The organism is Xanthomonas maliensis, from assembly GCF_009192945.1.
GTDB classification, from domain to species: domain Bacteria; phylum Pseudomonadota; class Gammaproteobacteria; order Xanthomonadales; family Xanthomonadaceae; genus Xanthomonas; species Xanthomonas maliensis.
On record NZ_NSET01000001.1, the window covers coordinates 1 to 19,773 of the forward strand.

The following is a 19,773-nucleotide window of genomic DNA, read 5'->3' on the forward strand; positions in this document are numbered from 1 at the left end:
GAGGCGGTGCGTACCAGGCGGCACGCGACAGCCCGACGCATGCACAGGACCGGCGCAACGGCCGCGCGTGGACCTCGATAAGGAACCGCACCGCCTCGCGCTTACGCGCCGGCCCTAGAGTTTTTTTGCGATCAGGTCCTTCATTGCCGCGTTGTCGAGCGCCAACTCGGCGTACATCCGTTTGAGCTTGGCGTTCTCGGACTCGAGCTCCTTGACCCGCCGCAGCTCGGACGCCTCCAAGCCGCCGTACTTGCTCTTCCACTGGTAATAGGTCGCCGTGCTGATGCCGACTTGGCGACAGATGTCTTTGACTGGAACGCCTGCTTCGGCCTGCTTGAGCGTGGCGATGATCTGTGTCTCGGTGAACTTCGATGTGCGCATGGAACCTCCTGACTTGGGAACGATGCCAGAAAGATCTGCTTATGCGGTGTCTGCGGATCGGGGGAGCTTACGGAAGGCTGCAAGCATGCCGGCACAACGAAGGCGAGGAGGCGGTCGTTCCCTCGTCATGCAGGAGCGCACCCTGGACGAGATGCGGCTCCGCGCTATGGTCGAGCGCCCATCGGGCAGACCAGCGCTGTGTCGTCTTCGCGGTCGTCCTGGGAAGGGGCGGTCGGTCCACTTGCCACCGTCAGCTGACCTTCCTTGGCCTCAGTTACAGACTTGGTTTGTTCGGCGATTAGTGCAAATTTATATAATCCCCTGAAGTAATAAGGTAAACCTTGAGGTTATATCCATATCTAGCGGGGAATTATTTTTGTGACTATGGCTGCATTTCAACTGTAATTATTAAATACGTCATCGTCTGCAAGGTCAATCTGGTGCATGCTCACAACGCGACTCGGATCATGCTGTATTCACCGCAACTGCCAAACAGGTCGCATCCCCTTCAAATTTAGAAGATAATCATGACAACACATTCAAAGATTGATTGTTTCCGTAGATCCGTCTTCTGTCTTGTGCTCGTTGCAGCTGCTGGCCTGGCCACATCGGCTAGTGCACAACAGACCCCCATACCCGTACCCGTGACGCTCTACACGGTAAATTACAACCCCAATGTAAGGGCCGTTTATATACAGAACGTCAATAATCCTGGTGGGTGGGCGTGTGTTCCGGTGGGCGCAGCGAAGTCGGATGGGAACTACCAAACCGGCCCCTCCCTCTTATACGGATTCACATATAGCGTGCGTGGATTCGGTACATCCGACTGTAGAGCCGGGAGTGCTTTCCCAAGTTTATATGTGCAGCAGTTTACTGTTCCAAATGCGAATCAGGTTTATATCAATATTAAAAAATCACTTACCGTCACTTATTGATTTGCGGCTGGCTGCCGCTGGTAGGCGCAGCGGCCCGTGTTGTTGTGGGCCGCTGCATTGCCGAAGGGAACGGCGGTAATCAAGCAGAACGCCGCACAAGGTCGCGTAAGTGGGGCTGCGAAGCAGCCGAGCGTGTGTCAGTCAATGCGGGATGTCTTCAAGCGGGGCTGATTTGAGAGGGCGAAGAGGCAATCCACCTTTACGTCATGCAGAGTGCGGTTCCCGGCGACACGCGCTTGAAAGCCTTGGTGGAGCGTCCTTCAGGCAGACTAACGCCGTATCGCCGCGTCGTCGTACTAGACGCTCGGCAACGCCGTGCGGTGATAGCCCTCGTCGGGCGCGAGTGCGCGCAGACCCTTGTGTATCAGCCCACTTGGCAATGGCCTACCGCGAAGACTCGACGGCTCCACGCCATGATCGCCCGAGCAGCGTCCTCTGGGAGCAGCGTGGCGGTATCGAGGCAGAGATGGTGATCCGCTCGGATCGGGACCGTGTAGGGGCATTGCTGCAGGATCGCCGACAGCTGGCTGCAGTTGTCCACCTTCCCGAAGGCGCGTCTGTCGCTGTTTTCGACTCTTTCCAGCAGCTGGCGACGCGGTGCGGTGAGTTGAACGAAGTGCGGCGTCACGCGATGCTCTGCGCAGAGCGCCTTCAGCGCATCGATGTACCAGTCGTCCTCTGGGCCACCGTAGCAGAACGTGGTGATGATGGTGCGGGGCGCGCGTTCAAACAGGAGCGCCAACGCATGCAGCCGGAGTTTGCACGCAAATCGCCTGCGTGCGTCGAAGCCGCTGTCGGCGCCCAGCAGCTCGGTCGCGAGATCGTAGGTCAGGTGATTATGGAACAGGCATGCGGACGTCTGCCTCGCCAGTGCCTTGCCGACGGTCAGTTTGCCGACGGCGGGCGGGCCATAGAGCATCGCCAAGTGTCTGTGGTGGTGGAGCAAGCGCATCCTCGCTTCATTGGGCTGTGCTTGTGGTCCCGGGCGCATAGTAGGTGACATTGAGGGTGTTACGGGTCACGCTGCCCGTGGTGCGCAATCGCGTCACCTCATGCCATGTGTCTTCGTAGGCTCCATCGCGAATGATCACCGTTGCGTTTCCGACGACAGGGAGCACCACGTGGCGTGCGTCATCGTGATTGCCCGGATCAAGAATGCGCAGCAAACCGCCCCACTCATGCTCCCAGTGGGCGTTGAAGTAGATAATCAGGCGAAAGCCCAGGCGTAATGACGCATCGACGTGAGGCAGGTAGTGGGTGTCCTGCCCTCCGCGAAACGCAACGGCCTCCATCGGGAAGTCGCTCAGGTCCGTTCCACAGAAGTGGGACATCGCCGACCTGAAATCTGCCGAGGTGAGTTCCCCGCACATCGCCTGCCAGGCATCCGACAGTGTCGCTGGCTGGTCGACGCCGGGCGTGCCCAAAGGGACGATGGTGCGTCGATAGAAGTGCCCGCCGTTGCGTTGTCGGAAGTTGAAGCCTTCGGTCGGAAACTGATCTGCGAGGCCGTTCGCGACAGTATCGTCTCGCCAGATCTTTCGAAGTTCTCCCCAATGGAACGGCGTGGCATGGCGTGTTCCCCCTGCAATCTGCCCGAGCGCGAAGTATGCCGACGTCATGGTCTTCCCCATCCGAAAAGTGAGCGTCAGTGATGCGATGGCTTCTCTATCGCATTGGTGAATCGTTGCACCAGCTCGTCGATCTCGGCGTCCACGATCGTGAACGGTGGGGCGAGCTTGAGATGTCGATCCGCGGCACCCATGAGCAGGCCGCTCTGGCGCGCATTCTGTTGCGCGCGTCCACAGGCCTCCGGCGACGAAAAGGTGATCGACAGCATCAGGCCCTTTCCTTGCACGCTCACGATATCGCTGGACGACGGTAGGCGCTCACGCAGCGCCTGCAGCAAGCGCGTGCCCTTCGCCTGGACCCGTTCGTAGCAATCCTCGGCATCCAGGTGGTCGAGAATGAACAGGGCGGCACGGCATCCCAGCAGGTTACCGGACTGGGTATGACCATGGCGGAACAGCGGGAGCGGTTGCGTGGCGAAGACATCGGCGATCTTGGCTGTCGTCATGACGGCAGTGATCGGAAAGCCGCCACCGAGACACTTGCTGAAGATCACGATGTCCGGGGTGGCGCCCTGCGAAACCGATTCGCACAGCACACCGGTGCGTCCGATCCCACAATACACTTCGTCGCAGATCAACGGAATGTCGTAAGCCCTGGCGAGCGAGGACAGTGATTGCAGAAATCCGGCGGGGAACTGCCGGGTTCCCGCCATTGCCATCACCGGCTCGACGATGATGGCCGCGATGGTCGGGCCATGCTCGGCCAGCAGCGCTTCCCATGCGGCCATGTCATCGATGGTCTGCGGCAACGGCATCGTCACTGCACAGTTTGCAACAAGCGGCAAGGCGCCTTCGTTGATGAAAGCGCGTCGTGTCGCGAGCATCGCACCGAGCGTGCAGCCATGATACGCACCGTCGATGGCCACGACGCGCGTGCGTTGCGGCTGACCACGACCGCGTTGATACTGCCACGCCATCTTCATGGCGGCTTCGACTCCTTCGCTGCCGCTCCCCACCAGGAACGTATGCACGAGCCCGGCTGGCGCCAATGCGTCGCCCAACCGTTCGGCAAGCGCTTCGGGCAGCAGGGTGCTCGTCCCGATGTTGCACGCGTGCACCAGCGTGTCCAGCTGCCGCTTGACGGCATCGATCAGTGCCGGGTGAGAATGACCGAGGCAGTGGTTGTAGCTGCCGGACATGCCGTCCAGATAGGGCTTGCCCGCATCGTCGTAGAGATAGACCCCTGCGCCGCGCACGATCCGGGGGCGACAATCTTCAAGGTCCAGCGGCGTGTACGGCGGCCAGTACCGGCGCGGGCTAGAGATAGTGTTCATAGGGTGTTCCCTGCAGCGCGGATCTCAGCTGGGCAACGTTGTCGACCGTCGACGCGATCGCCGCTGTTTCCTTCTTTCCGGTTCCCGGTTCCAACCGCACGGCCGATACGCCCAGAAATGCGAGCAGCCCGGCCGACGTGCCCTCGGGGTCGGCGAGCAGTTCTTCGTATTCGATGGAGAGGATGTCGTGATGTCCGAAGCGTTCGCAGAACGCGGCGCGATTGGCGAGGTCGCGATCGATGAAGTCGACCAGTTCTTCGTGCGATACGCGCAGTGTGAGCTGCCCGCGCGTGCGCGTATCGTCCCGGCCGACGTACCAGACCTGGTCCAGCAAGCTTTTCCTGAGCGATACCATGCGCTCGAGGCGACTGCGTCGATCCAGCAGAATGATCTTCAGGTCAGGTAGGGCCGCCAAGGTGTCCCAGACATCGACGCCTCCCCATTCCGAGTCCAGATCGCGAAAGAGCACGAACCCCACCGCCTGCACATACTCGAAGTAAGGACGGAACAGATGTCGCTCGAGGATCTGGTCTGCAGTGGCATCCCGGACGGAATACGGCAGCAAGTGCTGGCCGAACCGATTGAATGCTTCGCCATGCATCTCGATGCAGGGGTGCGAGCCAAGGAGCGTGCGTAACAGGTGCGTGCCGGACCGGGGCGTCGACACGATGGCGAATTTCCGGTATTGCTTCTGCGCCGCGGCGACGGTGTCGTTCAAGCTGCCGCCCACCCATTTGTTGTGCTCCGCTTGGGCGATCTTCGCGCGGATGAGCTCAAACAGCTGTGGCGAACGCTTCGCCAGGCCGAGCAGCGGCGCCATCACCTCGTCGCCACGCAGGCCCTGGCTGCTCCAGCGTTTTCCACCGTTCCGATACTCGCGTACGAACTCGATGACCGTCGAGGTCATGGGCGGTTCGATCGCGTGTTCTGCAAGGTCGCTGCCAATGCGTGCCGCAAGGTCGTGCGTGGGGTGAGACATCCACAAGGCCCATTGGGAAGCAAGCAGCGGCGCCGTTGTCTCAGCCATGGGTGCGGGGCCTGCGGTCATGGTCGTTCGAGCAACGAGGGGCGGGACGCGGTTGCACAGCGCAGGCGCCAGGGGCGGAGAGGAACAGGCCCCGTAACAGAATGCGCGGGTTGACCGGATCGTCGACGTAGGCGCTTCGTCCATGCGACAGCTGGTCATTGCGCATGATCAATGCCTGTCCCTTGCGAAGCAGGAAACTGACGGTGTAGCCGCTCTCCGGCTTGCTGAGATGGGTCAAGAACGCCGCCGCCTCCAGCACCCTCGGATCCACGCGCCGGCAATAGTCCCAGTCCGCCGTCAGGTCCAGAGTAAACCCACCGACCATGGTGCCATCGTCCTCGGCGAGGAAGAGCGGGCCGATATGCTCGTACTGTTGATCCAGGCGCGGGTCGGTCGACCTGCGTCGGAACGCCTTTGGCGCCAGGAGAGATTGGGCGAGATCCGGGTGATGGCGAGCAAGCGCCTGGAACGCCGATAGGCTGTCGAACAGGATTGATTCGCCGCCATGCAGCCCGTGCTGTTTGCAAAGAAGAATGGACGTCTTGATCGTGCCGATGGGCAGGTACGAACCGTCGGTGTGCAAGGCCGCGCTTGACGTGCTGTTGAAGACGCCATGCTGGCCTTCTTTCAGACCGCCGACCTGGTTGATGCCTGACGGCGACATGCCTTCCGCGTGCAGGCGACGGTTGAAGTCGGACTGATACATCGGGCCAAGTTGATAGAGTGCCGACATCCGCTCGAAATCGGATGCATCGAATCGCCATCGGTCGGTAACGATCGCAAATCCATATCGGCCGACGTCCCGCACGACGGCGGTCACATCGTCTGCATCGCGTACCTGTGCAGACCAACCGCTGAAACGGCTTTGCATACAACGCCTCTGATGAGGAAGTAGGTTGATGCTTGGATGCCTGGCAATGAGTCCAGGTCCCGGATTTTCATGACGGGCACGGGATCGCCGCTCAGCGATTCCGAGATTGATACATTTACGTATTTTCTATCGGCGATGCAGCGCTGCGCTTTCTTTCAGGCCAGGCACATCCCGCACCGGGATCGAGACTCTGCCGTCCAACATGCTCTGTGATGCCCGCGGCGAAATGCTGCCGCAATGTGCTCGCATGCACGCGCCTGTCGATGACTTCCATAAGGCGCGAGCCATTATCTGCGCGAAAAATACGTGCAACCGTGATGACGTACGCATCCCGAAACTATGGAAGAGGTTGTCGACACACCTGGCCACGGCTGATGCGCTCCCGGCGCGGGCACCAAGCTTGATCCATCGGCCGGCATTGGCAGGCAATGGCACGTCCGATCCGTGGTCATTCGGCGATGGATTGCCGACCAATCTCCACTGCGCCTTGCGGCGATCTCGTGCACAGCAAGTTCCTCGTGCGCAACGCGGCACAAGCGAAGGAGCGCTGCGATGGAGCGCAGGGGCGATGCGCGCCAGCAGCGGCATCGCCACGTGGTCATGCATCAGTTGGCCAGGCGCTGCCACAGGAAGCTGTATTTGAGCGCTTCCAGGTGCGCTTCCTGCGCATTATCGGCTGCACCGCCGTGGCCGCCTTCGATGTTCTCGTAGAACGTGACGTCCTTGCCGGCATCGATCATCTTGGCGGCCAGCTTGCGGGCATGCCCGGGATGTACGCGATCGTCGCGGGTGGAGGTGGTGAACATCACCGGTGGGTAGGTCTTGTGGGGGTCGAACAGGTGATAGGGCGAGAAGGTGCGGATGAAGGTCCAATCGCTTGTGTCCGGATCGCCGTACTCGCCCATCCACGATGCGCCGGCCAGGAGATGGCTGAAGCGGCGCATGTCCAGTAGCGGCGATTCGACCACCACGGCGCCGAACAGCTGCGGATATTGCATCAGCATGTTGCCGGCCATCAGTCCGCCGTTGCTGCCGCCCTCCACGGCCAGATGCCTGGGCGAGGTGATCTTGCGCGCGACCAGATCCTGCGCCACCGCCGCCATGTCCTCATACGCGGTGTGGCGGTTCTGTTTGAGCGCGGCATCGTGCCAGCGCGGGCCGTACTCGCCGCCGCCGCGGAGATTGGCGACGGCATAGACGCCGCCTTTGTCCAGCCAGCCACGCCCTAGCGCGCCGGAATACCAAGGCGTCATCGAGATTTCGAAGCCACCGTAGCCGTAGATGAGTGTCGGCGCGTTGCCGTCGAGCGAGCGCTGTTGCGGGCGCACCAGAAAATACGGAACGCGGGTGCCGTCCTTGCTGGTAGCAAAGTGCTGTTCGATGGTCTGCGTGCTGGCATCGAAAAAGGCGGGCAGGGTCTTCAACGGCGTCGGCGCGCTGCCGATGTCTACCAGCGACAACGTCGTCGGCGTCAAAAAGTCGCTGGCGAACATCCACACCGCGTCGCTGTCGTCGGCGTCCACCGCGCGGACTGCGACGGTGCCGAATGACGGTGCACCAATGAAGTCGCTGCTTACCCAACCTTGCGGCGATGGTGTGAGGACGCGCACGCGGCTCTTGACGTCGTCCAGCAGGTTCAAGACCAGATGCGAGCGGGTCCAGGACACGTCTTCCAACGACGTGGTGTCGCTTGGCTCGAACAGCACCTCGAACCTGCGCTTGCCGAGCATGTAGTCGTCGAAGCGCGTGGCCAATAAGGTGCCGGCCTTGTAGGTGTTGTCGCCGACGGTCCAGGGATCGCGCAGTTGCAGCGTCAGCCATTCGCGCATGACGACCTTTCTCGCCGAGTCGGGAGCGTCGACCTGGGCCAGCGTGCCGTCCTGCTTGCGCAGGAACATCCGGTTGTCATGCAGCTGCAGCGTGCGCTCGACAAAGTCGCGCTCGAATCCAGGCGTGTCGTCATGCCAGGCCGAGACCGCGACATCGTCGGTCTGGCCTTCGTACACAGTCGTCGCTGCTCGCAACGGTGTGCCGCGCTTCCACAGTTTGACGATGCGCGGATAGCCGGAGCTGGTCAGCGTGCCGGCACCCAAGTCGGTTGTGAGATAAACCGTGTCCTGATCGATCCAGCTCAAGCCGCCCTTCGCCTCGGGCCGGAAGAAGCCATCCTTGACCCACTGTTTGGTGGTCAGGTCGAACTCGCGGGTGACGTCCGCGTCCGCGCCACCGCGCGATAGCGCGATCAGGCAGCGACGGTACTGCGGGCGCAGGCAACTGGCATCGTGCCAGACCCAGCTCTCGCCCTCCGTCTTGTTGAGCGCGTCCAGATCCAGCACGGTGTCCCATGCGGGCGAGGCCTTGCGGTATTCGTCCAACGTGGTGCGGCGCCACACTCCGCGCGGATGCTGCTTGTCCTGCCAGAAGTTGTAGTAATAGTCGCCTTGCTTGGTGACGTAGGGAATGGACGCATCGGAATCCAGCACCTCGCGGATGCTGGATTCCAGTTGTTTAAAGTTCGCAGTGCCGGCCAGGCGTGCTTCCGTCTTGGCGTTCTGTGCTTTGACCCAGGCCAGCGCCTTGGCGCCGCTGACGTCTTCCAACCAGAGATAGGGATCGTGCGTGGCATCGTCATCTTTCGTGGCTGCCCAGGCAACGGCGCCGATCGCGCACAGACCGAGGGCCAGGCAGACCGAAGTGAGCTTGGACATAAAGGAGTTTCTGGCAGGGAACGGGCTGGAGACCGTAGCACGCGATACGCGGCACGCCGCCCGCAGAAGACGCGAATGGCGCGCGGTCGCGTCGCTGCAAGCGAACCGATGCGATGGTTTGCTGCCGCGTCGGCGACGCGCGAATACGCGGAGCTCTCGGTGGGCCACCGCCTCTGCCTCCTTGCCGCGGGTTGCCTGTTATACCTGTGCGCGCCGGGTGTCCGTTCGAGGGCGCTTGGTGTCTGTTCGCCAGCAGCGTCGCAACTGCGCCTAGGCTCAGAGGGCCGAGCCCTGCGGGGACTATTGTTGTCCGAACCGGGCGGCGTTCGCACCCGTTGGTGCTCAGTCGCCCGTCTTCCGATGAAAAGATTCTTGAGGCAGCCCATGAACCGAAATATTAAGCTTGGAAGAGTTCGAGCCATCGTGCCGACTGCGTTGCTCGCAGTGGCAATGGCAGCCAGTTCCTCGGCCAATGCCGCCGACCCTGCGATGGCAACCAGAATCACGAGCAATGTGCTGAAGGCAATGGCTGTATTGGTGCAGGGTAATGGCTTGAGCCAATGCGTGATGGTGCTGTATGAAAGGCCTGTGCTGGGGCCGACTCTGAGGCTGAATACCAGCCAGAATTATCAGCTTTATGCGATGTCCACCACCAACTGTCAGCCTGGTACTGGTTTGGCTGGGCTCCGTGGTTCGATCGGCTTTCAAGGATCCAACTCGGGGACCTTGGACATCACGCTCAATAATTCCGGATTTTCGTACCGCTGACCGCGCCTGTCGGTAGCGCGCTGCTGGCCAGTCTGCGCGGTTAAAACCACAGGTCGCGAACACAGCGACCATCCGATGGCAGGTCATCGAAGCTGTCCAGGCCATCGAAGTGATCGATGGCCAGGTGGGCCACAGCATCCGGCTCGGCCAGCCGGATGTTCACCGCCATCCGGCGACGCCCATCCTGCTCCAGACGCAGGCCACGCCAGCACAGGACGCAGCCGCAGGTTGGGCAGAAGTGGATCTCGAGCACGGGGTTGGCTTTGCCGGCGCGCGCATATGTCTGTGTCGGTCCATGCAAGCGGATGCGTTCGTGCTCGAAGTCGTATGCCCACAGGGTGCCGTAGCGGCGACACAGCGTACAGTTGCACGCCGTGATCGAGCCTGGATCGCCCGATAGCGTCCAGCTCGCGCTTCCGCAGTGGCAAGCGCCGGTGAGCACGTCTGGCGTCATCGCAGCGCCTCCTGTCCTTGCATGATGGCGACAATCTAGCAGGTCGGCGTTGCGATCAGGTCGCGTCCTCACGCCGTGCTGCGCAGCCGCGCATACAGTGACCGGCGAGACCCAATGACGGGCAGTCGTCCGCATTGCGGGCTCATCCATGCGTATCGCCGCGTCTTTGCCTACCGCCGCCATCGAGGAGCCGCCATGTCCATCGACCTGCAGCAGTCCCACGCCGATCTCGCGCGCCGCATGGTGTTGCGCAATGCCTTACTGACCAGTGCGGCGATGATCGCGCCGGGCGTGATGGCCAAGGATGCGCAGCCGCTCAGCGCGCCCCGTGGCAAGGCGGCCGGCGACGGCGCGGCGTTGACGCTGGGCATGGTGGTGTTCGAGGGCTTTCAGCTGCTGGATGTGTTCGGGCCGCTGGACATGTTCGGCAACCTCGGCGGCAAGGTGCGGATCGTCGTGCTGGGCGAACGCAGCGGCGCCGTCGCCAGCAGTGCCGGGCCTGCGGTGATGGCCGAGCATGCCTTGGATGCGGCGCCGGCACTCGACACCCTGATGGTGCCGGGCGGCATGGGGACACGGCGGGAGATCGACAACCCTACGCTCATCGCCGGCATCGCGCGGCTGGCACGCAGCACGACGCATGTCGCCAGCATCTGTACCGGCGCCGCGTTGCTGGCGCGCACCGGCCTGTTGGATGGACGCCGCGCGACCACCAACAAACGCGCCTTCCATTGGGTGACCACGCAGGGACCGAAGGTGGAGTGGGTGAAGCGGGCGCGCTGGGTCGAGGATGGCAATGTATTCACTTCCTCCGGCGTGTCAGCGGGCACCGACATGGCGCTGGCGTTGATCGCCAGAATGTTTGGCCATGCCGACGCCAAGAACGTCGCCGACATCGCCGAATACCGCTGGAACGAGGATGCCAGCGACGATCCGTTCACTGCGGCGATCGATGCGGGTTGAAATACGACGGGGCCGTTTCTAAGGCGTTGCTGGATCAGGCCTCGGCAGCATTGCTTCTGCGCACAGCCCATCCTGCCCCAGGCGAACGCCTGGGCGATCAGACGCGCATCGGATCCGCATAGGGAGCTTGCGCTTGCCTGTCGACGCTGTCCTGGCGATTGGCCTCGGTCAGCAATCGCTCGTAGGACTGCACGCGAATACGCAGACGGATGATGTGCCAGAACATGGCGTATGCAAGTAGCAGCGCGAAGGCCAGCACGCCCTGCGGCAGGCTGATCTTGCTCAACGCGGCCCAATCGCCCCAGTGCCAGTCCTTGAACTGCAGATAGAGCGCAAGCAGGATGGGAACGATGCCCAGCTTTTCCATGCTGCCGGTGACCAAACCCAGGCGCTCGTGCATGCCGGTGCGGAGGTCGCGCATAAAGGCTTCGCGGCGGCGTCGCTGTTCCAATGGAAATTGCCGCAGCGCTGCCACGATGGCCTGATACCGATGAAATTCCTGCTCCATTTGGGTTGCGTGGTCGGCAAACGGGCTGCGAAAACTCGGCCACTCGCGGATGCCCATCAGGACGAACCAGACCAGAAAGCCACTGAGCTCGACGGCGAGCCCGATCAGCGTCACATACAGGCCGGGCTTGCCGTCGAGCAGGCCGCCGACGATCAGCCCGACGCCGGCACCGATCAGCGCGATGATCAAGCTCCAGCGCTCGACCGGGCCGGCGCGTCTCAGTTCGGTTGTTTGGACGTAGTGGCCCATTGCTACGGAGAGCGAGGGAAAGCTCAGGTCGGCAAGCGCTGCCGGTGCGTCAGCCGCGTCGGCGCCGGTTGAGACCATGGGGGGATCGTTGGCGTGCATGAGGGCCTTGGCGGTCGAGCGCGTGACGCGCGGCTGCGGAGCCAGTATTCCGTAGCTGCCGATCCTGCGCCAGCGCCCTGCATGCACGGCAAGGCCCGCCCGTGCTGTGCCGCCCATCACCACGGACGCCGCGACCGACAGCGCCTGCTGCTAGCATGGCGCGTCAAGCAAGGCATCGATCGATCACTATGAGTGTGCAGATACTGATCGCGGGCATGGCGTGGCTGCCGTGGATCGTGTTGTTCCCAGCGACCGTGTTGCTGTGGCGGGACCGCACGCGGACGCTCGGTGTGTGGGCAGTCGGCGTTGGCTATGCGCTGGCTGCGTTGGTCGGGCAACTGTCGGCGCCGTTCGTGTTTTCGCTGGCGGCCTTGCTGGTCGCCGGATGTGCCGTGATGCGGGGCCGTACGCGCGGTGTGCGTATCGCCGGCCATGTGCTGTTCGTGCTGACTGCCATCGCGCTTCGGCGGCATATCGCGCCGGGTTTCGACAATCCGCTGGCGTTGTCCGGCGTGGTGTCTGCCGGCGCGGTGCCGTACAAGGCCTATCTCAATCTCGACAAGACGCTCAGCGCGGTGTGGGTGGTTGCAGCGATCGCATGGCTGGACACCGCCGGGCCGACGCTACGCAGGCTCGGTCGCGGCGCGTTGATTGGGTTGGCGAGCTGTGTGGTGGTGGCGATGCTGGCCTTGAGTGCCGGCGTGGTGCGGGTGGAGCCGAAGCTGCCGGCGATGACCTGGCTGTGGGCCTTGAACAACGTGTTGTTGGTCTGCTTTGCCGAAGAGGTGTTCTTCCGCGGTTATCTGCAGGGCGGGCTGGCGCGTTTGCTTGCCGGCCGTCGTGGCGGCGACTGGATGGCGATCGTGGCGGCGGCGCTGGTGTTCGGGGTGGCGCATGCGGACCAGGGCCCGGCGATGTTGCTATTGAGCGCGATCGCTGGCGTCGGCTACGGCATCGCCTATCGGCGTGCGGGCCTGGTCGGCGCGATCGCGGCGCATGCCATGCTCAATGTGGTGCACTTCCTGCTGCTGACCTATCCCGCGCTGGCCTGAGCAGCGCGCGGCAACATCGCGTGCAGGAAGTCCAGCGACGCCTGCACGACGGTGCCGGCAAGCGGAGTCTTGTGCGGCGAGCCGATCACATGCGCGCCGGCGGCAAACGCCTGAGCCCGCTTGTGTGCCGGCGGGGTTCCCAACGCAGCGAACATGGCCAGCATCGCGGGAACGGAGGCGGTCTGGTCTTCTTCACCGTCCGGGCTGCGGAAATAGCCCAGGAACACTGGGCAGCGCACCTGCGGCCATGGCGGGTTGTCGGCGTTGGCGCGAAAGATCGCACGTAGAGCGCGGAAACCGTCTGGATGCACGGCGTCGGACCAATAGGCCTGCACGGCCGGCGTGCGGGGGCGCGGATCCACCCGCGGCGCATTGCCTTCGCAGGCCTGATCCAGCAGGGCGGGGTCGGCGGCCTGCACGCCAGGGGACCAGGCGACGACCGCGGCGATCGCATCCGGGTGGTTGGCCGCCAGCCACAGACCCAGGGTGGCGCCCAGCGACGAGCCGACGATGATCACTGCCTCGCCCAGGGCGCAGGCCTGCTGCAGTGCTGCTTCGGCCGACGCCTGCAGGCCGGCGCGGCTCAATCCGCGCATCGCATCGGCGGCGCGCTGGCCATGTCCGGGCCACCGATGGACGTAGAGGTTGGCGTCCAGCGCGGCGGCCATCTGTTCGGGAAATGCGCCCGCTTCGCCAGGGCTGGCGGTGAAGCCATGCAGGTACAGCAGGACACGTGGCTGACGTACGCCGGCCGCGTGGCGCCAGTGAAGGCGCGCTGCGTTGCCGGGTTTGAGGTCGTCAGGCGTTTGGATGTCGCCGCTGTGCATGCTGTTGGACGATGGCCAGGAGTTCGTAGGCGTTGATCGGTTTTGCCAGATAGCCGGCGACACCGACGGCGGCCGCGTCGCGGATCGAGTCGCTGCGGGTGTCGGCGGTGAGCACGACGATCGGCGGCAGGCTGTCGGCTGCCTTGGCGACCTCGTGCAAGGCATCCCAGCCGGATTTGCCGGGCATGTGCAGGTCCATGAACACCAGATCCGGCGCGGCCTCGCGAATTCGCTGCAGGGCGGCGTCGCCGTCGGCATGGAAGCTGACGCGATGGCCGGCATGCGAGAGCAGGTTGTCGATCACCACGCGATTGGTCTCCATGTCTTCGAAGACCAGGCAATGCAGGGAAGGTACCGTGTGGCGGTGTTCTTCCAGCGCTTCGCGCAGACCCTGTGCGGTGCGGCTGCCGTCGCTCGCCGCCGCGGCGCTGAAGCGCCAGCGGAAGATGCTGCCGCCGCTGGGGTTGTCGTCCACGCTCAAGCTGCCCTGCATCGCATCGGACACCGAGCGCGCGATGTACAGGCCCAGGCCGACGCCACCCTCGGTGCGGCTGGAGCCGGTGCTGACCTGCTGGAACGGCGCAAAGATCGCCTCCTTTTTGTCGGCGGGGATGCCGATGCCGCTGTCGGCAACGGTGACTGCGATCTCCCAGCGCGCCTCCGCGCGTTGGGCGGCGATCGTCAGCGCGACCTGGCCGCCAGCCGGGGTGAACTTGATCGCGTTGGTGACCAGATTGGTGATCACCTGTTCGATGCGGCCTTCGTCGCCCATCAGGCAGACCGGTGCATCGGCGTCGACATGGAACTCGATGGCCACCCCCTTGGCGGAGGCGGCGTTGGCGCAGATCGCCTGCACCGTACGCATCACGTCCATCAGGTCGAGCGGCCTGTCGGCCAGCAGTAGCCGATTGCCGTCGATGCTGGCCACGTCCAGCACTGCATCGACGCGATGCCGCAACGCGCTGGCATTGGCGCTGACCATTTGCATCAGGTCGCGCTGCTCCTTGCGCAGCGCGCCGGCATCGATCAGCTGCGCGCAGTTGATGATGGCGTTCAACGGCGTACGCAACTCATGGCTCATGGTGCTGATGAAGCGGCTTTGCGATTCGCGCGAGGCCAGCGCCTGGAAGGCGATCTCCTGCATCGCCAGCAGCATGCGCGCCACCATCAACGGCAGGATCACGGTCAGTGCGACCGCATGCACGAAGTAGGCCGGCCGGGACAGCCAATAGCCCTTGGGTGCGGTGAACAACAACACCAGCACGATGCCGATCAGCGCTGGCTTGATCGCCTTCCTGCCATAGCGCGCCACCGCGGCGATGGTGATGAAGGGCAGGAAGGCGTTGAGCCAGATCAGCAGAATGAAGGAGAAGTAGGTCTGGATGCCGATCAACAGCAGATTCATCACGAATCCGGCACCGTCCAGCCAGTCCGCTGCCGGCACGATGCGACGGCGCACGAGCACCATCCACACTACCGAGGCCACCAGGAAGGCGACCGTCCACGGGAACACCGTTACCGCTTCCTTGAGCAGCACCGGCTGCGGCCCATACATCCAGGCACCGCTCCAGACGGTGACGATCAACTGGATCAGCACGCGGCCGACGCAAGCGCGATATTCCAGGAACGACTCGAAGATCTTGACCAGCCGATCGTTCTTGAGTTGCTTGGCGGCGAGGATCAGGCCTGGCGCTTCGAACTGTTCCGTATTGCCCGCCATCTGCGATCAATCCTGCCGTGCGTCTGTGAGGGTCTGGGCGAAGCTGCGTGCCAGTGCGGCAGCGGCGCTGGCCACCGCCTGAAAGCGGCGCGCAATGATGTCGCGATCCACGCCTTGCAGGACATCGGACCGCAGCTGCTCACAGGCCCGCAGCAGTTCCTGCGAGCCGAACGGGACCAGGGTGTTCTTGAGCGTGTGAATCTGGTTCACCATCGTGGTCTGGTCGGCGGCAGGCACGGCGATCGTGCACTCTTGCATGCAGCGATCGATCTCCCGTCGCAAGGCATCGAGGTAGTCGGCGCTGCCGTTGGGGTCGAGGGTGGTCACCAGGTCGAGCATGGAGCCAGGCTCCACCCGCGGCTGTGCATGGGAGGCCACATGCCTGCGCCTGGGCTCGCCAGCGGGGTGCAGCGCATGGTCCGACGATTTGACGCCGATGCCTTGCAGTAGCTTGGTGACGAGCGAGGCCATTGGCCACCCCTGGGCAGACTGAAGCAGCCGGCAGCATAGTAATGCGGATGGGATAGCGGTGTCAGCGCTGCCCGCCGGCTTTGCCGTGAAGACCCCGAAGCCGCTGCCGGATATGCGATGCGCCGCACGCCCGGCGTCGGTGGACAAGGCGGCACCATGCGCCGGCGCAGGTGGCTGCTTGTTCGTCACGGTCGACCACCGCCCGTGTGCGACAGCCGTGGTGCCGGAATGCTTGCCATTTGCTCCAAGACTGTGATGGCCCCTGCATGCCCCTATCGTGGCAAGCAGCAATGGCCTGCGGCAGGCGGTGAACACGCAACCTCGAGCCCGGTTCGCATTCTGCAATGCCAGTGCTCGGCCAGGCGTCCCGACAGCGCATGGTGGCGCTAAGCTTGCGGCACGGCGCGCCCCGGTCGCTGGCTGTCCACGACGCGCATCCAGGACATTGCAGGCCGCCACGCGCGGCTGTGGTCGACCCTGCGTGTGTGGCGCTGGCCACCGACGGCGCTCCCGCACGGCACCGCAGACCGTCGGTGCAGGTGCTGGCCGCGCGTGTCTGTCGCTGTTGCGCGCGCAGACGCAGGGCCGCGCGTCTGTCGATTCCTGTGCCTACGCACCCCCTACCGAGCCATGCCGATGTCTGCCCTCTCTGCGTCATCGTTTGCCTTCCCCGTTCGCCGCTGGCAGTGCCTGGCACTGGCGTTGCTGCTGGTGCTGCCCCCGGTCGTCGCCAAGCCGCCGCTGGATGCGCGAGTGCCGGCGTCGGCGCCACAGCCGCGTGAGCTCGATGACGCCCGCGGCTATCTACCGATCCATCATCCGCTGCGCAGTACCGGCGGCATGGTGGTCAGCCAGAGCCGTCCGGCATCGGAGGTGGGCGTACAGATTCTGCGTGCCGGCGGCAATGCGATCGACGCGGCGGTCGCGGTCGGGCTGGCGGAGGCGGTGACGCTGCCGCGTGCCGGCAATTTGGGCGGGGGCGGTGCCATGGTTATCTACCTGGCCAAGGAGCACCGCACCACCGCTTTCGATTACTACGGCTCGGCGCCGGCAGCGACCACGCCGGGCCTGCTGTTGGGGGCCGACGGCAAACGCGATCGCGAGGCCTCGCGCTCTTGGAAGAGCATTGCCGTGCCGGGGACGGTGGCGGCGTTCGCTGCGGCGCAGCGCCGTTACGGCAAGCTGCGGTGGGCGCAGGTGGTGGCGCCAGCCATTGCGCTGGCCGAGCAGGGCGTGCGCCTGTCCGACGACGAAGCGCGCGTGCTCGACTGGGCCAAGCCTTCGCTGGCGCGGACGCCGGAGACGCGCGCGCAGTTCTTCAAGGCCGATGGCAGCAGTTATGCCGCCGGCGCGCTGCTCAAGCAGCCCGACCTGGCCTGGTCGTTGCGGCAGATCGCAGGCGATGGCGCCGATGCGTTCTACAAGGGCGAGATCGCCAAGCGCATCGTCGCCGCGAGCCAGCAGCATGGCGGCATTCTCACTGCCGAAGACCTGGCCAACTATCAGGTGCGCGAGCTGGCACCGGTGCACTCGAGCTACCGCGGTGTGCCGCTGGCGTTGGCCCCGGAGCCGGCGTCGGGCACGATCCTGGCGGAGCTGTTGAACCTGATCGAGCGCGTGCCGCTGTCGCCGGCCGATGCCGGAAGCGCCAAGGCCTACCATCTGATCGCCGAAGCGACGCGGCTGGCCGACGCCGACCGCAAGGCCTATGCGGGTGGGACGCCACAGGCCGTATCGCGCAGTGCAGGATTGCTGGACAAGGCCTATGCGGCGCGGCGGGCGGCACTGATCTCGCTGGCGCACACGCTGCCCGCGGCGGCGGTCGACGCCGGCGATCCGCGCCCGCATGAAAGCCCGGACACCACCCACTACTCGGTGGTCGATGCCGACGGCAATGCGGTCGCCAATACCTATACGCTGAGCAACAACTTCGGTGCCGGCGTCATCGCGGCGGGCACCGGGATCCTGCTCAATAATTCCATGGTCAACTTCGCCTGGGATGGTCCGGCCGATTCGCCCAATGCGCCGGCACCGGGCAAGCGGCTGGTAAGCACCATCAGCCCCTTCATCGCCTTCAAGGACGGCAAACCGTGGATCGTGGCCGGCACGCCCGGCGCCGAGTCGATCCTGTCGGCGTTGGCGCAGTTTGTGGTGAACGTGGTGGACTTCAAGCTCACTCTCGCCGAAGCGGTGGCGCGCCCGCGTATCAACGCGTATCGCGATGGCGGCATCGCCTATGAGCAAGGTATTTCGCCCGACACGCTGGAGCGTTTGCAGGCGCTGGGCCATGCGCTCGAACCGTCGATCACCCAGACCAGCATTCAAGCCATCGAATTGGCCGCGGATGGATCGGCATTCGGGGCGGCCGATCCGCGTCGCCCCGATTCGGCGGCAGTGGGCGTGCACGAATACCGCTGAGGCGGAGGATGTGTGGGTGGTGGGCGTTGTCCGCGGCGCAGCGACGCCTCAGCGTTGCGCGCCGACGCCCAGCAGCACGATCAACAACGGCAACACCCCGATGGCTGCGCCGATCACGGCCAGGGGCGCATAGCGTTCGTTGTTCAACCGCGACAACACCAGGCAGAGCACACCTATCCCAGCCGCGGCCACGGCGCCGACCAGCAAGCCTGCCACCGCCGCGGCCATGCCGCTCGTATTGGTGCCGACGATGACGCCGACGACCAAGCCCGCGGGAATGGCGAGAAAGGACAGACCGCCGAACAGTGGCGCACGCTGAGGCTGAGGCTGAGGCTGAGGCGCGGGGTCGGGATGTTCCGTGTCCATGCGCTAGTCCGGCAGAAGGGCCTGGTCAGTGTACTGAACTCAGTGGTGCGCTGGGTGTCGGCGCGGACGAGGGCCAGCGCGCGCAGTGGCCGGGACCTGGGGCGTTGCCCATCATGTTGAACAGTCGGCGGCAGGCGTGCGTGGTGGTCCGAGGGGCGCCGGCGCATGACCTTTCTTTGCTGAGAGGAACTGAGAGTGGCCGAGGCCCGGGCGTGGCGTGTGCACGTTCCGCGGCACCCCATGGCAGTGGACAGCATCAGTGATCCATTCCGCAGATCCGCCGCTATCGGCGCAGCCGGCATCAAAAAAGCGCAGCGCCCGCCGCTACCGCAGCGTCTGCCTGCGGGCATTTCCCGCGCTTGGAGAATATGTTGAACACGATCAAGCCCCTGTTGCTCCTCAGTCTGGCCCTGGCAGGTGTTGGCTCGGCGCTGGCCGAGGATGCAGCACCTGCCGCAGCAGCCAGCGGCGGCGCGCGCCTGCGCATTTTCGGCCAGAACGGCGTCGGCATCGTGTTGTACAAGGACGCGGTCTGTAACAAGAAATACAGCGAAAAGATCCGCGCCTCCGGGTCGTTGGGAAGCGCGTTCGGCTCGTTGGTCGGGGCGGTCAAGAATGAATCGATCGGGATTCCGGAAACGCAGAACACCCGCAACCTGCACGACCGCAAGATGATCGGCTCCAAGCCGTTCTACAAGGAATATGCGCTGGAGGCGGGCAAGCCCGTGGTGGTGGAGGCGGGCGCGCATTCGGACCATTGGTCGACCGCGACCGGTTACCACATGGGCTGGAATTGTGGGCCGTTGTTGTCGTCCACCTTCGTGCCCGAAGCCGGTGCCGACTACGAAGTGGCGCTGGACCTGGACTTCCGCCAATCAGTCTGTGTGCTGGCGGTCAATCGCGTCGCCGCCGATGGACAGGTCACGCCGGTAGCGGTATCGCCTGCCGCCAAGGACTGCAACTAGAGCGTGTGATGCATGTTGAGATGAGATGCGTTGGCCGCCAGCGGTGCGGAGCGGATGCTGCGTGGCGCGGATTGCCTTGGCGCCAGCCT

At 64.1% G+C, this 19,773-nt stretch carries 17 protein-coding genes and 1 pseudogene; 5 read left to right on the top strand and 13 right to left on the bottom strand.

Features of this window, described 5'->3' with window-relative positions; translation table 11 throughout:
* From CKY51_RS00005 to CKY51_RS00035, 7 genes and pseudogenes are all read right to left on the bottom strand, one after another.
* Positions 1–381: pseudogene (locus CKY51_RS00005) on the bottom strand (transposase); the annotation flags it as partial.
* 1,299 nt (positions 382–1,680) lie between these two features.
* A complete protein-coding gene (locus CKY51_RS00010; RefSeq protein WP_031340632.1) occupies positions 1,681–2,268 on the bottom strand; it encodes an AAA family ATPase in 588 nt (195 codons plus the stop codon).
* Positions 2,269–2,275: 7 nt separating this feature from the next.
* Positions 2,276–2,935 carry a 2OG-Fe(II) oxygenase gene (locus tag CKY51_RS00015; RefSeq protein ID WP_152248699.1) on the bottom strand — a complete coding sequence of 220 codons (660 nt, stop codon included), beginning with the start codon at positions 2,933–2,935 and terminating at the stop codon, positions 2,276–2,278.
* Positions 2,936–2,961: 26 nt separating this feature from the next.
* Positions 2,962–4,140, bottom strand: coding sequence for an aminotransferase family protein (locus CKY51_RS00020; protein WP_152248714.1), 1,179 nt, complete (start codon positions 4,138–4,140; stop codon positions 2,962–2,964).
* Between the two features lie 61 nt (positions 4,141–4,201).
* The gene (locus CKY51_RS00025) at positions 4,202–5,245 is read right to left on the bottom strand and encodes a sulfotransferase family protein (RefSeq protein WP_152248700.1); all 1,044 of its coding nucleotides are present in this window, start codon (positions 5,243–5,245) and stop codon (positions 4,202–4,204) included.
* Entirely contained in the window at positions 5,238–6,116 is an 879-nt protein-coding gene (locus tag CKY51_RS00030; RefSeq protein ID WP_152248701.1) for a TauD/TfdA family dioxygenase, read from the bottom strand. Before CKY51_RS00030 ends, CKY51_RS00025 begins: the two co-directional genes overlap by 8 nt.
* 605 nt (positions 6,117–6,721) lie before the next feature.
* Positions 6,722–8,824 (bottom strand): prolyl oligopeptidase family serine peptidase, encoded by a 2,103-nt coding sequence (locus tag CKY51_RS00035; RefSeq protein ID WP_022974010.1) that lies wholly within the window; start codon positions 8,822–8,824, stop codon positions 6,722–6,724.
* Positions 8,825–9,208: 384 nt separating this feature from the next.
* Here CKY51_RS00035 and CKY51_RS00040 point away from each other — a divergent pair, with 384 nt between their 5' ends.
* Positions 9,209–9,592 (top strand): hypothetical protein, encoded by a 384-nt coding sequence (locus CKY51_RS00040; RefSeq protein ID WP_152248702.1) that lies wholly within the window; start codon positions 9,209–9,211, stop codon positions 9,590–9,592.
* 40 nt (positions 9,593–9,632) lie between these two features.
* Here the strand turns inward: CKY51_RS00040 and CKY51_RS00045 are convergent, their stop codons facing one another.
* Complete coding sequence (locus CKY51_RS00045) at positions 9,633–10,046, bottom strand: GFA family protein (protein WP_022974011.1); 414 nt, start codon at positions 10,044–10,046, stop codon at positions 9,633–9,635.
* A gap of 195 nt (positions 10,047–10,241) precedes the next feature.
* Between CKY51_RS00045 and CKY51_RS00050 the strand changes: the two genes are divergently transcribed.
* Positions 10,242–11,009, top strand: coding sequence for a DJ-1/PfpI family protein (locus tag CKY51_RS00050; RefSeq protein ID WP_022974012.1), 768 nt, complete (start codon positions 10,242–10,244; stop codon positions 11,007–11,009).
* A gap of 97 nt (positions 11,010–11,106) precedes the next feature.
* Here the strand turns inward: CKY51_RS00050 and CKY51_RS00055 are convergent, their stop codons facing one another.
* The gene (locus tag CKY51_RS00055; RefSeq protein WP_238319579.1) at positions 11,107–11,982 is read right to left on the bottom strand and encodes a hypothetical protein; all 876 of its coding nucleotides are present in this window, start codon (positions 11,980–11,982) and stop codon (positions 11,107–11,109) included.
* 71 nt (positions 11,983–12,053) lie between these two features.
* On the opposite strand from CKY51_RS00055, the gene CKY51_RS00060 reads away from it, so the two are divergent.
* On the top strand, positions 12,054–12,917 hold the full coding sequence (locus CKY51_RS00060; protein ID WP_063124284.1) for a CPBP family intramembrane glutamic endopeptidase: 864 nt from the start codon (positions 12,054–12,056) through the stop codon (positions 12,915–12,917).
* Here CKY51_RS00060 and CKY51_RS00065 read toward each other — a convergent pair.
* Genes CKY51_RS00065 through CKY51_RS00075 form a run of 3 tightly spaced genes read right to left on the bottom strand, consistent with a single transcriptional unit; the run spans position 12,899 to position 16,082 of the window.
* The gene (locus CKY51_RS00065) at positions 12,899–13,744 is read right to left on the bottom strand and encodes an alpha/beta hydrolase (RefSeq protein WP_022974014.1); all 846 of its coding nucleotides are present in this window, start codon (positions 13,742–13,744) and stop codon (positions 12,899–12,901) included. The two genes, CKY51_RS00060 and CKY51_RS00065, sit on opposite strands and share 19 nt — an antisense overlap.
* Entirely contained in the window at positions 13,716–15,464 is a 1,749-nt protein-coding gene (locus CKY51_RS00070; RefSeq protein WP_152248703.1) for an ATP-binding response regulator, read from the bottom strand. The genes CKY51_RS00065 and CKY51_RS00070 overlap by 29 nt, the downstream gene beginning before the upstream one ends.
* Positions 15,465–15,470: 6 nt before the next feature.
* Entirely contained in the window at positions 15,471–16,082 is a 612-nt protein-coding gene (locus CKY51_RS00075; protein WP_152248704.1) for a hypothetical protein, read from the bottom strand.
* Positions 16,083–16,571: 489 nt separating this feature from the next.
* On the opposite strand from CKY51_RS00075, the gene ggt reads away from it, so the two are divergent.
* Entirely contained in the window at positions 16,572–18,353 is a 1,782-nt protein-coding gene (gene ggt, locus CKY51_RS00080; protein WP_031340643.1) for a gamma-glutamyltransferase, read from the top strand.
* 48 nt (positions 18,354–18,401) lie between these two features.
* On the opposite strand, the gene CKY51_RS00085 is transcribed toward ggt, so the two are convergent.
* On the bottom strand, positions 18,402–18,719 hold the full coding sequence (locus CKY51_RS00085; protein ID WP_022974018.1) for a hypothetical protein: 318 nt from the start codon (positions 18,717–18,719) through the stop codon (positions 18,402–18,404).
* 368 nt (positions 18,720–19,087) lie between these two features.
* On the opposite strand from CKY51_RS00085, the gene CKY51_RS00090 reads away from it, so the two are divergent.
* Positions 19,088–19,684, top strand: coding sequence for a hypothetical protein (locus CKY51_RS00090; RefSeq protein ID WP_022974019.1), 597 nt, complete (start codon positions 19,088–19,090; stop codon positions 19,682–19,684).
* The last annotated feature ends 89 nt before the right edge of the window (positions 19,685–19,773 follow it).

Coding starts and splice junctions, on each gene's coding strand:
- CKY51_RS00015 (WP_152248699.1), bottom strand. CDS start 2,935: ATGACGTCGGCATACTTCGCGCTCGGGCAGATTGCAGGGGGAACACGC.
- CKY51_RS00090 (WP_022974019.1), top strand. CDS start 19,088: ATGTTGAACACGATCAAGCCCCTGTTGCTCCTCAGTCTGGCCCTGGCA.
- CKY51_RS00050 (WP_022974012.1), top strand. CDS start 10,242: ATGTCCATCGACCTGCAGCAGTCCCACGCCGATCTCGCGCGCCGCATG.
- CKY51_RS00010 (WP_031340632.1), bottom strand. CDS start 2,268: ATGCGCTTGCTCCACCACCACAGACACTTGGCGATGCTCTATGGCCCG.
- CKY51_RS00055 (WP_238319579.1), bottom strand. CDS start 11,982: ATGGGCGGCACAGCACGGGCGGGCCTTGCCGTGCATGCAGGGCGCTGG.
- CKY51_RS00085 (WP_022974018.1), bottom strand. CDS start 18,719: ATGGACACGGAACATCCCGACCCCGCGCCTCAGCCTCAGCCTCAGCCT.
- ggt (WP_031340643.1), top strand. CDS start 16,572: ATGTCTGCCCTCTCTGCGTCATCGTTTGCCTTCCCCGTTCGCCGCTGG.
- CKY51_RS00045 (WP_022974011.1), bottom strand. CDS start 10,046: ATGACGCCAGACGTGCTCACCGGCGCTTGCCACTGCGGAAGCGCGAGC.
- CKY51_RS00060 (WP_063124284.1), top strand. CDS start 12,054: ATGAGTGTGCAGATACTGATCGCGGGCATGGCGTGGCTGCCGTGGATC.
- CKY51_RS00040 (WP_152248702.1), top strand. CDS start 9,209: ATGAACCGAAATATTAAGCTTGGAAGAGTTCGAGCCATCGTGCCGACT.
- CKY51_RS00030 (WP_152248701.1), bottom strand. CDS start 6,116: ATGCAAAGCCGTTTCAGCGGTTGGTCTGCACAGGTACGCGATGCAGAC.
- CKY51_RS00070 (WP_152248703.1), bottom strand. CDS start 15,464: ATGGCGGGCAATACGGAACAGTTCGAAGCGCCAGGCCTGATCCTCGCC.
- CKY51_RS00065 (WP_022974014.1), bottom strand. CDS start 13,744: ATGCACAGCGGCGACATCCAAACGCCTGACGACCTCAAACCCGGCAAC.
- CKY51_RS00025 (WP_152248700.1), bottom strand. CDS start 5,245: ATGGCTGAGACAACGGCGCCGCTGCTTGCTTCCCAATGGGCCTTGTGG.
- CKY51_RS00035 (WP_022974010.1), bottom strand. CDS start 8,824: ATGTCCAAGCTCACTTCGGTCTGCCTGGCCCTCGGTCTGTGCGCGATC.